This window comes from Rheinheimera oceanensis (genome assembly GCF_018831085.1).
In the GTDB taxonomy this organism is placed as follows: Bacteria; Pseudomonadota; Gammaproteobacteria; order Enterobacterales; family Alteromonadaceae; genus Alishewanella; species Alishewanella oceanensis.
In genome coordinates this window covers 238,053-248,513 of the sequence record NZ_JAGPNM010000007.1, presented here as the reverse complement: position 1 = coordinate 248,513, position 10,461 = coordinate 238,053, and the positions used below count along the sequence as shown (strand labels likewise).

At 45.1% G+C, this 10,461-nt stretch carries 11 protein-coding genes and 1 tRNA gene; 6 read left to right on the top strand and 6 right to left on the bottom strand.

The window, feature by feature from the left end:
• Window positions 1-155: 155 nt before the first annotated feature.
• Window positions 156-854, bottom strand: a complete 699-nt coding sequence (locus J3B89_RS16130) for a DUF3581 family protein (protein ID WP_215398625.1) — start codon at window positions 852-854, stop codon at window positions 156-158.
• 46 nt (window positions 855-900) lie between these two features.
• Window positions 901-2,685, bottom strand: a complete 1,785-nt coding sequence (locus J3B89_RS16125) for a bifunctional diguanylate cyclase/phosphodiesterase (RefSeq protein WP_215398624.1) — start codon at window positions 2,683-2,685, stop codon at window positions 901-903.
• Window positions 2,686-2,857: 172 nt separating this feature from the next.
• On the opposite strand from J3B89_RS16125, the gene J3B89_RS16120 reads away from it, so the two are divergent.
• The gene (locus J3B89_RS16120; protein WP_215398623.1) at window positions 2,858-3,304 is read left to right on the top strand and encodes a SulA-like leucine-rich domain-containing protein; all 447 of its coding nucleotides are present in this window, start codon (window positions 2,858-2,860) and stop codon (window positions 3,302-3,304) included.
• Window positions 3,305-3,374: 70 nt separating this feature from the next.
• A complete protein-coding gene (locus J3B89_RS16115; protein WP_215398622.1) occupies window positions 3,375-3,848 on the top strand; it encodes a YchJ family protein in 474 nt (157 codons plus the stop codon).
• Window positions 3,849-3,864: 16 nt separating this feature from the next.
• On the opposite strand, the gene J3B89_RS16110 is transcribed toward J3B89_RS16115, so the two are convergent.
• Entirely contained in the window at window positions 3,865-4,341 is a 477-nt protein-coding gene (locus J3B89_RS16110) for a VC2046/SO_2500 family protein (RefSeq protein ID WP_215398621.1), read from the bottom strand.
• Window positions 4,342-4,458: 117 nt separating this feature from the next.
• Between J3B89_RS16110 and J3B89_RS16105 the strand changes: the two genes are divergently transcribed.
• Window positions 4,459-4,543, top strand: a tRNA-Tyr gene (locus tag J3B89_RS16105).
• Between the two features lie 119 nt (window positions 4,544-4,662).
• The gene (locus J3B89_RS16100; RefSeq protein ID WP_215398620.1) at window positions 4,663-6,294 is read left to right on the top strand and encodes a tetratricopeptide repeat-containing response regulator; all 1,632 of its coding nucleotides are present in this window, start codon (window positions 4,663-4,665) and stop codon (window positions 6,292-6,294) included.
• Here J3B89_RS16100 and deoC read toward each other — a convergent pair whose 3' ends face one another.
• Together deoC and J3B89_RS16090 are read right to left on the bottom strand one after the other, a co-directional pair.
• Window positions 6,295-7,023 carry a deoxyribose-phosphate aldolase gene (gene deoC / locus J3B89_RS16095; RefSeq protein ID WP_251372485.1) on the bottom strand — a complete coding sequence of 243 codons (729 nt, stop codon included), beginning with the start codon at window positions 7,021-7,023 and terminating at the stop codon, window positions 6,295-6,297. It lies immediately after the preceding gene.
• A 246-nt stretch (window positions 7,024-7,269) separates the two neighbouring features.
• Window positions 7,270-7,974: a M48 family metallopeptidase gene (locus J3B89_RS16090; protein ID WP_215398619.1), complete on the bottom strand. Its 705-nt coding sequence runs from the start codon at window positions 7,972-7,974 to the stop codon at window positions 7,270-7,272.
• Window positions 7,975-8,096: 122 nt separating this feature from the next.
• On the opposite strand from J3B89_RS16090, the gene xthA reads away from it, so the two are divergent.
• Window positions 8,097-8,903 carry an exodeoxyribonuclease III gene (gene xthA, locus J3B89_RS16085; protein WP_215398618.1) on the top strand — a complete coding sequence of 269 codons (807 nt, stop codon included), beginning with the start codon at window positions 8,097-8,099 and terminating at the stop codon, window positions 8,901-8,903.
• A gap of 37 nt (window positions 8,904-8,940) precedes the next feature.
• Here the strand turns inward: xthA and yfbV are convergent, their stop codons facing one another.
• Window positions 8,941-9,387, bottom strand: coding sequence for a terminus macrodomain insulation protein YfbV (gene yfbV / locus J3B89_RS16080; RefSeq protein WP_215398617.1), 447 nt, complete (start codon window positions 9,385-9,387; stop codon window positions 8,941-8,943).
• 576 nt (window positions 9,388-9,963) lie between these two features.
• On the opposite strand from yfbV, the gene J3B89_RS16075 reads away from it, so the two are divergent.
• Window positions 9,964-10,458 (top strand): hypothetical protein, encoded by a 495-nt coding sequence (locus J3B89_RS16075; RefSeq protein WP_215398616.1) that lies wholly within the window; start codon window positions 9,964-9,966, stop codon window positions 10,456-10,458.
• Window positions 10,459-10,461: the final 3 nt, after the last annotated feature.

Sequence of the window (10,461 nt, the reverse complement as noted above, 5' to 3'; positions counted from 1 at the left end):
TGCGGCCCGTTTTAACTCACCCGAAGCACCGCATCAGCGCTACCCCGTGGCATGGCGCGCATTATAGGGCCTTTTGGAATACCTGCAAGCGGTTATTAACAGAAAAAGCGTGACTGCTGATTAATTAGCCAAAACACGCATTTCCCTTTTCTATATTAAGCCGCAACTTTACGACTATTGTACTCAGCAACCATTTGCTGCATTTGTGCGTCATCGTAAGGCATAAGGTTACTCAGGATCATTCGCTTTTCACCTTTACCTATCAGTTCACCCTGCTCGCTTAACGAGAACTCCAGAAGAGCATTACCACGTTTACCATCTACTGACAGCGAAGATGCGGTAAGGCATAAATCCACTTTTTGTCTGGGCAAACGGGCAAAGCTTAGTGCCATACTTTCGTATATCACCAGCGGACGCTGCGGATTAATCATCACCTGATGCTGTTGCATCAACGGTAACAGGATATGCGGGAAGTTCTGACCAGAGAATTTTACGTAGTCGCGGATCAATGGCTCAATAACAGCTAAGTCATGCTGACAAGCACCGTTATGCTGCAAAGACAAATAGGTTTTATCCTGATTATCGCAAATCGTTATCAGGTTATCCTGCTCTTTACATTGTAACAGCACGTCAGCACCCACCATGCCAGAGAACTGGCAGCTAAGTTGTTCTGTAATACCGTACCGGGTTAGCAGGTACGAAAACAATAAATCGCCTGGTACGCAAAACCGTTTCGCTTCTTCATCATGAATGGGATTAAAGTCCGTTGCTACTTGTTTGGCAAACTCACTGGCCTGTTTACGGCTAAAACTAAAACCTGCGCTACTCTGGTTAACATACTTTTCTAACAACATCGATTGCTGACTCTCTTACAATATAAGCAGGCTATTCTACTCAAATTTAGCGGGGCAATGGTCCAGCCAGTACCGGAATAGCTGTAGCAGGGCCTCTGCGACGCGAAACAAATACGCCTCCTGCCGGCAACTTTTTCGCTTCTGCTTTTGCCGACGCCGCTATCGCAGCCACATCATGATGGCACGAACACAATGCAGGATCGGGTAATACTACTCCTATAGATAAGGCCAGCAAAGGATAAAAGCACATGTCGCCAGAACGGCTAACTGCACTAAGCCCGCCTGCTGCGACATGTGCTGCATCATAATAATGCACAATACGCTGATTAAAATCCTGTACTATCTGCTGACAGGCAGTTTGCCAATTATCACTGGTAAAGATGATAATAAAGTCATCACCGCCAACGTGGCCGACAAAATTACCAGAATCGGCAACAACCTGACTAATGATCTCACCCAGCAGTTGTAATACCAAATCTCCTCTGCTGTAACCATATATATCGTTATATGGCTTAAAGTGATTTAAATCTGCATAAGCCAGAGTAAAGTTCATCTGCTGGCTTAGTAAGCGGTCGACTTCCTGATAAATCGGTACATTCCCCGGCAGTAATGTTAGTGGGTTGGCATAACGGGCATGTTGTAATTTTCGCTCTGTAATTTTTTTCAGTAACAACCGCACTGAACCAATACCGATATAACGCTGTGCTGATGTCACAATAAAGAACCAGTTATTATCGCCATCTTCATTACTGGTGACTAACTCACTAACCTCATCCAGACTAGTGTGTTCATCTACTACTACCGGGCTTATTGTCATAAGACGCTTTATTGGTTTTTTTTCATACAGCGCCCGGCCATACGGCATTGCAAACATTGCCAGCAGTTGTGCCCGGTTTATCATGCCAACCGGAATACCAGATTCAACAATAGCAAGGCCTGCCCAGTCAGGATTGTCGCTGAATAATTGCATGACCCCTCCCGCCAATACCCCACTTTCAATGGCAGGTAAAAACTGCACAATCGCAGATACTTTTTCAGCCGCTGCCGTATAAGGCTGCTTTTGTTTAACCAATAAATACCGACCTGGCGGTGAGGACTCTATTTTGGCAGCTGGCCGCCCCAGCAAAAAGCCCTGACCATAATCAGCGCCGAGTTCCTGACACAGTAATAGCTCTTCCTGGGTTTCAATGCCTTCTGCGACAATTTTTGAGCCGGTTGCATTTGCCAGTGCCACTATATTTTGCACAAAAGCTCTTTTGGTCGGGTCGGTGTGAAGTTGGCTGATAAAATAACGGTCAATTTTAACAATATCTGGTTTTAACTCAGACCACAGCTTCAAGCCGGAAAAACCGCTGCCTAAATCGTCAATTGCGATAGAGAACCCAAGCTCACGGTAATGGTTTACAGCCTTGACTAGTACGCTTGGATCTTCAACCTGATATTGCTCTGAAATTTCAATAACAACCCGGGACGGATCAAGTTCCGCTTGCTGCAACAGCCTGTTTGTCAGCCCGGAGGGATGATCTGATGTAAGTAATAATAACGGGTTGACGTTCAGAAACAGCAAGCCAGGCATCTTGGCTCTGGCAAAAGCCTCAATACTTATCTGTCGGCACAGCATCTCAAGCGGTTCCAGCATTCCACACATCAGTGCCGCTTTAAATAATAGTAAAGGAGAATGTAGCGGGCTGTCAGACGGCCCCCGGATCAATGCTTCATAACCCAGTATTTCTGTAGATGACAGATTAAAAATAGGTTGAAAAAGCGGAGTCAGTGCGCGCTGCCGGATAAGGTGCGACAACTCAGTACAATAATTCGGGTTAACCGTCATAACTACAACCGATGTAAGCAACTGCGGCAAAAGATTAATACCTCAGTATGACAACTGCATGACACTACTTAGGTTTTATGACAGTAAAAAAACGGCTAAAACGCTTGCTTTTTACACAACAAGCAAATACTGTATATGTATACACTGTATAAATAAACATGTAGAGGTAAATATGTATAACCGTCCGGTTAATCAACAACTTTATGCTAATGCAGCAACAGCTTACTCCGATAGCCGTCTGTTGAAGATACATTCTGTAACTGATAGTGAAGCCGCTACAGCTAACGCCTCACATCACTCCTTACTGCAGCTGATTCAACAACATCAGCATCAGCAAGGATGGATTCTGTTAATAGCACCATCGCATATACCACATAAAGCCTGGGCTGAGCAGCACCAAATATCTTTTCATAATGTTTTGATTGTACATCAGAAGCAAATCAGGGATCTCAATGCAACTATTCAGCAGGCATTAGTATCTGCAAGCTGCAAAGTCGTTATCAACTTTGCCCGGATGCTGGACCCGCAGCAGCTCAACATCTGCCGTAAACTGGCGGTAACGCATAACACCTGGTTTTATCAATGCGAACAGCTGCAACAGGACTACATTACCCACTAATGCATTTTAAATTCGCACGGCAAAGATGCTAAGATCAGGCTTTTTTAACGAACAGGTAAAGCGGATTAACATGCAATGTTACTGTGGCTCAGCTAAAAAAATCAGTTTGTGTTGCCTGCCATTGATATCCGGGCAGGCACATGCAGAACATTGCGAACAGTTAATGCGCTCACGTTACAGTGCTTATTGCCAGCGTAATATCAGTTACTTGCATCGCACTTATCATCCATCAAAACAGGCAGCTAATTCTCCTACATCATTGGCGGCTTTTGCCAATAACAGTCACTTTATCAAACTGACCATTCTGTCCTCAGAACAAACAGATAGTGAGGGCTATGTTAGTTTCAGTGTGCGCTATATACAGCAAAGTACACTGTACGAATTTGCCGAACGCTCCCGCTTTGTATACGACAAAGCCTGGTACTACATTGACGGTATATTAAATGATAAAGCACCGGTAAAAATTGGCCGTAATGAACTGTGCCCTTGTGGTAGCGCTAAAAAATTTAAGCATTGTGTGCAGCACCGTATATCGGGTAGTTAGCTGCGTTGTTTAATAGTCAGGCCGCCTCACTACCATGTAGTTGCTGTAATACTTCATAAAGATCTGCCGGATTAGCCTGTGGTTTTTCAGGCGTGGTATGTTGTAACCTTCTGCGACTATGCAAACTTAAGTTTTGCCAGACATCATCAGCTATTCGCTGCTTATCATCATGCCGGGCTAAAGGCGGCGGGTTAAGGTAAGTCGCCAGCTTTAGCTGAGCTAAGCCACTACTGCCCAAAGCCTCGCTATGTTTGAGCATTGTTATCGTATCAGCTTCTGTCTGTGCCAGGCTACGCGGCAACGCAACACCAAGTTGCTGATATAACGTAAGTTGTGCACTTTGCTCAATAGCATCCGGGGTAAAAAACTGGGCAGACTCTTCTACCGCCGGTGACAACAGTGCAAGATACAAAGCAAAATCTGTGCGCTGGGCATTTTGCAGAGCGCGATTCAGTTTTACATCAAGTTGCCATTCGTTAATTACCATCGACATTTTGCGCAGTTATACCGGTTTTGTTTTACTCTTGCTGCATTTATCGGCAGTCAGACAAAAAAGTTTAGCAAATGCCTTTACATCAAAAGTCAGTTTGATAATATGCCGTCCACTCGTGGAGGGGTTCCCGAGTGGCCAAAGGGATCAGACTGTAAATCTGCCGGCACTGCCTTCGAAGGTTCGAATCCTTCCCCCTCCACCATTTCCTGCTTTATTAAGCTAAAACTTTACACTGCAGCACACTCCTGTATTAATTCTCTTGCTAATCACCTTGTTATTTCCGACACTTAACTGAATTTAGTTTTAAGCGAAGTGATGTTGATGAATAACAAGACGCTTGAAAATCAGCGGATATTAATCGTTGACGATCAACGGGCTTTTCAATTGATGTTTAAAGGCATCCTGTACTCTATGGGAGCAACCAATGTTGCTTTTGCTCCCACTGGTGAGCAGGCATTGGCCAAGTGTGCCAATGTAAATTACGACATCCTGTTTGTTGATTACCATTTGGGTGTCGGCAAAAACGGCAAACAGCTACTTGAAGATCTACGGGAAAAAAAGCTGCTTGGGCCACAGAGTATTTTTATGTTGGTGACCGGCGAAAATACCGTCCCTATGGTGATGAGCGCAGTAGAGTTAGAACCTGACGACTATCTGATCAAACCCTTTTCACAAAACGTACTGCGTAGCAGAATTCAACGGATAAAAAGAAAAAAAAACCAACTGGCAGCGGTGTATCAGGCATTATTCGACGAGCAAGCTGAACAGGTGGTCACACTGTGTCAGCAGGAAATAGGCACTGAAAGCCGTTATCAGCAATTCTGTAAACGTGTGCTGGTAGAAAATCTGATTAAGCTAAATCAGCTTGCCGAAGCTGAGCATATATTGCAGGAAACGCTGTCACAACGACGCAGTGGCTGGGCATTATTGCTGCAAGCGAAAGTGTGCTATCAGCAAAACCGTTTTGAAGACAGTATGGCACTGTGTCAGGAGGCGATAGAGAATAATCGTTATTTTGCTGAAGCTTATGATATTCAGGCACAAAATTATCGCGCCATGGGCGAGACAGATAAAGCCTTTAGCAGCATTCAGGCCGCAGCAGAAATAGCACCTTACAGTATGCAGCGCCAATACCTTGTGATGGAGATAGCCCGTGATCTGCATAATACCCCTCAGCAGGTTCTCGCCAGTAAGCAGCTATATGAAATCACCCGCCGCTCAATAAAGCAGGACATTATTCATTTACTTAACTATATTCGCACCGTTATTGAGGCTGCAGTAAGAGCTGACGAACCGGCAAACCGCAATCGCTACCTGCAAGAGGTATCACTTGCTCTGCAGCGAGTTAAACGTGATGAAATGATGACCAGAGAAATTAACTTCGATTTATTTGAAGCTCTGTGCCAGGCAAGACTTGAATCATTAAACGGTGCTCAGTATCAGGCAAAAAAAACCTATGCAGCGGTGTCTGAAGACCTACATGATCAGCATCAGATTTTACCGGATGCTATCTTTTTGCTAAATCAAATCGGCGAGTATGAGCAAGCAGCCACACTACAAAAGCTACTACCAGCAGAGCTGATGGCCAACCCGGTGCTAAGTTCATTATTCGGCGATCAACAACATTTTGTGGATCAAAAACAGCTACAGTTTGGTGAGTTGAATAAAGCTGGTATCAAAAGCTACAAAGAAGGTAATTTTACCGCTGCTGTCAGGCAGTTTGAAGCTGCGCTGGAAGTGGCACCAATGAATACCGGTAGTGCTTTAAATCTTATCCAGGCATCCATTCAGCTGTTAAACAGTCAGCAAAGAAATAAATCAAGAGAGCTATTTGAGCGCTGTAAAAAAACATTCCGCGTAGTCGACAACATGCCTTTACCCGAGCATCATCGCGTACGTTATAAAGAGCTTCTGCAGCAATTTGATAAACTACGCGATGAATTCAGGCGCTGATTACTGCGACAGAAGTTGTTGCGCCACGTCATTAGCCAGCGCACTGGCACCAATACGCATGCCGGCATTGGTGGCAATTCGCCCGGTAATATCCTCATACAACTGCACCAACTCAAGCGCCTGAGCAATATTACGTACACCGCCAGAAGCTTTAAAACCAACCGGGCGGTTTGCCGCAGCAATTACCGTGAGGATAATACGGGCCGCTTCAATAGTAACCCCGGTGGCAACTTTGCCGGTTGATGTTTTGACAAAATCAGCGCCCCCTTCTATTACCAGTTCGGTCGCTTTGGTAATTTGTTGCGCTGTAACCAACTCACCAGATTCGATAATCACTTTTAAACAGTTATTACCACAAGCCTGGCGTATATCGTATAAAAAGCTTTTAACTAACCCCTGCTCGCCACGCAGCAGGGCTTTATAGGGCAAGACACAATCAATTTCTGTTGCTCCGGCCATTTTGGCTTGCTGAATTTGCTCACATACGATATCGGCAGCGAACTCTGCGCCGGGGAAATTAACCACCGTGGCAATGTTAGCCTGCCGCGCACGTTGCGGCCATTGTTGTAAGCTTGCCAAAAATTGAGGATAAACACAGTAAGCCGCAGGAGTCAGAGCCGGAACACTTCCAAGCCACAGGGCAAAACTTTGCTCTGTGTCATCATCCTGTAAACGGGTAATATCTAATAGTTTTGCCAGTTGTTGCAGACGTAGCAGGTTTGTCATCATTAAAGTCCCGTCGCAAAACAGCAATATTAGCTGTCTGCTCGCTGTAGTAACACCACACTGTTGATGCCGCGGAGCTTAAACCAAATACCCATAAAAATGCAAAACGCTGCCACGAAAAATAATTGAAAATAATTTTGAATCTTTTGCCAAAGGCCCGGTCCTATTTACCAGTAGTAACTATGTAACACCTTTTCTCTCCTGTTTCGATGTCCTAGTGTTTGCGCCGGTCCTGTACCGGCGCTTTTTTTATAGCTCTAATAAATGCTGATTGTGTTTCAGCCAGGCTTTAGCCTGTTCTGCTTGCGGATAATGCACACCGACCAATTGCCAGAAACGTGGTGAATGGTTTGGGTGTTTCAGATGTGCTAATTCATGCACCACCACATAATCTGTTATCCAGGCAGGAGCCATCATTAAACGCCAGTTAAATCCCAACTCTGTGGTGCTTTTACAATAACCCCATTTTGTGCGCCAATTGCCAATAAGTATGTTACCGGAGCACACATTCATCTTGTTTTGCCAGTAAAACACACGCTGTGTAAACCAACTAAGCGCTTGCTGCTGATACCATTTCTGTAACAAGGTTAACAGCACCTTTTGATAGCGTTGTGGTTGCACACGGGATGACACAATAACCGTAATATTATGCTCATCGTACCGTACTACTGATTTCGTTCCGCGCAACCGGGTTAATGCGATGGTACTGTCAAGTAATGGTAATTGCTGCCCTGCCAACCATTGTGGCCTGGTTTGCAGTTTCATTTGCTGCAGATGTTTTAGTACCCACTGCTGCTTTTGTTGTACCAGCGCCTTTATGTCTGCCAGGTTATAACCCAGTGGTGCCCGTACTGTCAGTTGCCCCTGCTTAACCTGCAACGCCACACTACGTCTTCTTGAGCTGTAATGCACGGTGTAGCTAAATTGCTCGGTTTCTATCTTTAACGCTGACAATCTCTACTCCATACCGGTGTTCTGACTTAGCTTAATCACGCCACCATTGTGCCACAGCAGCAGATAAAGTGTTATTATCCAATTACTTCGCGGTATTAAACAATTTAAGGGCCTACCACAGCATGAAAATTATTTCATTTAATATCAATGGAATACGAGCAAGACTACATCAACTGCAAGCACTTATCGATAAACATCAACCAGATATTATCGGCTTGCAGGAAATTAAAGTTCACGATGATGAGTTTCCGTTGGCGGATGTTCAGGCGATGGGTTATCACGTTTATCATTTTGGCCAGAAAGGGCACTACGGCGTGGCTATTCTCAGTAAAGAACCCGCCACAAAAATGCAGTATGGCTTTCCTACAGACGAAGCTGATGCTCAGCGCCGGATGCTGATTGGCAGCTTTACCCAGGCCGACGGCACTCCGCTGACTGTACTGAATGGCTACTTCCCTCAGGGAGAAAATCGCGATCATCCGGTTAAATTTCCGGCAAAAGCCAAATTTTATGCCGATCTACAACGTTACCTAACCGAGTACCATAGCCCGGATGAGCAACTGGCCATTATTGGTGATATTAATATATCGCCGATTGATCTGGACATTGGCATAGGCGAAGCCAATGCCAAACGCTGGTTACGCGACGGCAAAACCTCATTTTTACCTGAAGAACGGGCCTGGCTACAGCAACTTAAAGACTGGGGCTTAATTGATACTTTTCGCGCCCTGCATCCGGAAACAGGCGCCCAGTACAGCTGGTTTGATTATCGTTCTAAGGGTTTTGATGACAACCGCGGCTTGCGTATTGATGTTGTTCTGGCTACAGCCCCCCTGGCTAAGCGCTGTGTAGAGAGCAGTATTGACTATGAACTGCGCGGTTTAGAGCGTCCATCAGATCATGCTCCGGTATGGTCTGTATTTAGCTAAGCTCTTACACTGGACATTGGACACTGGCAGGCAGTGGCTACAGCCATTGCCTGACGAAAGTTTTATCCAGTTGCTGATAGGCTTTCTTCAGTAAAACCGCCAGGTCTTTGTAACGCCCTGGTTGTGACACGGGGGCCAGCTCTACTCCATGCTGTTGCATTTGCTGCCTTATTTGCTGATACCAGGATGCAATTGATGGAGGTAGCTTTGTTTCAGCACGCACTCCAAGCCAATACCAACCTTGCAACGGCAACGATACTAAGAACAACATCATCGCCAGAATTTGCGGTAAAAATGCGCTGCCCAGATAACCGTATTGCACAGCCGCACACAGCAGCGCCAGACCAGGCAGATAACGACCCGTTACTGATGTCAGTAAAATAACCTTATTTTCAATAAACAGGCTATTAAGCTCTGCCCTGGCGGGCCACAACTTACTGTACTCGCGCCCGGCGCGCAGGGTTGTATAAAGCGGATACTGCATTACCACCTCCTACCGAAAACTATGTCTGAACGATAGCATAAAACCAGCCACTTTACTCCTGACATTAATACCACTTCGCCCGGCCAGTCGAAGGTGTATGATATTATAGGAAATAAAAATTACACTTTACCTCTGCAAAAATCAGCACTTCAATTAGTGGAAACTGACATTTCAACCAGACTGAGCCTTGGTTGCATAGTGAAACTCGCTTTTTACCAGCATTAACCCGACCTTTAGCTTAAGCACAAACTAACAAAAAATATGCCATAATATTTAGTCTTTAAATTACGCTAACTTAGGTAAGTTAAACAGCGTTACACACAAAGTTATCCACAAAATCTGTGGACAACACAACCCCATATAGCACAACAAAACCACGGCTGCCGTCAGGTTATTTGCCAGTGAAAATAATGATTTCATGAAAAAATAATACTAAGTTCGTTAAAATGTCATATTTAGTAAAAACGGTACAACTGATATTTTGTTTAACTTGCCTGCAATGACAGGAATTCGTTGAGTAATCATGCCGGTTTGGATTAGGATAAGCGTTATACTCTGTATCAGGACCTGCCGCAGTTGCTAAACTGGCTAACGCAACTTAACGAAATAGAAGGTATTGCTGTAAAAAGCCCGGCCTGCGGCACTTTGTTGCCAATAAGCTTACACCCGGAGTTGTTGTATAACAGTGGTATTGTGCAACAGGCTTTATGTATTAAATTACAGCAAAACGTCGTTGTAGCGCCGTTTAACCGCCTGTATCAGTGCAGCCTGAATGGCAGGCGCAGGTTGCGGTTTAAACACAGCAGCGGCCTGACTTTGCAACTGGACTTTCCTTCCAGCGTCATGAGCGGTTTGGGCAAGGGCATTGAGTATCTGGCAGGTTCAGAGCAATTGCTTAGCGCAGGTCAACCGGTATTGAGACTGGACCCGCACTATCTGCAAGCTGGCCAGGGCTGCTATGCAGCATTGATGGTATTACCCCACCCGGCTATCGAGGCGATATTCTGTATGCAGCGCTATGTTGCAGCGGCAACGGATACCGCCATAATTATTCAGTTAAAGAACAAATAAAAT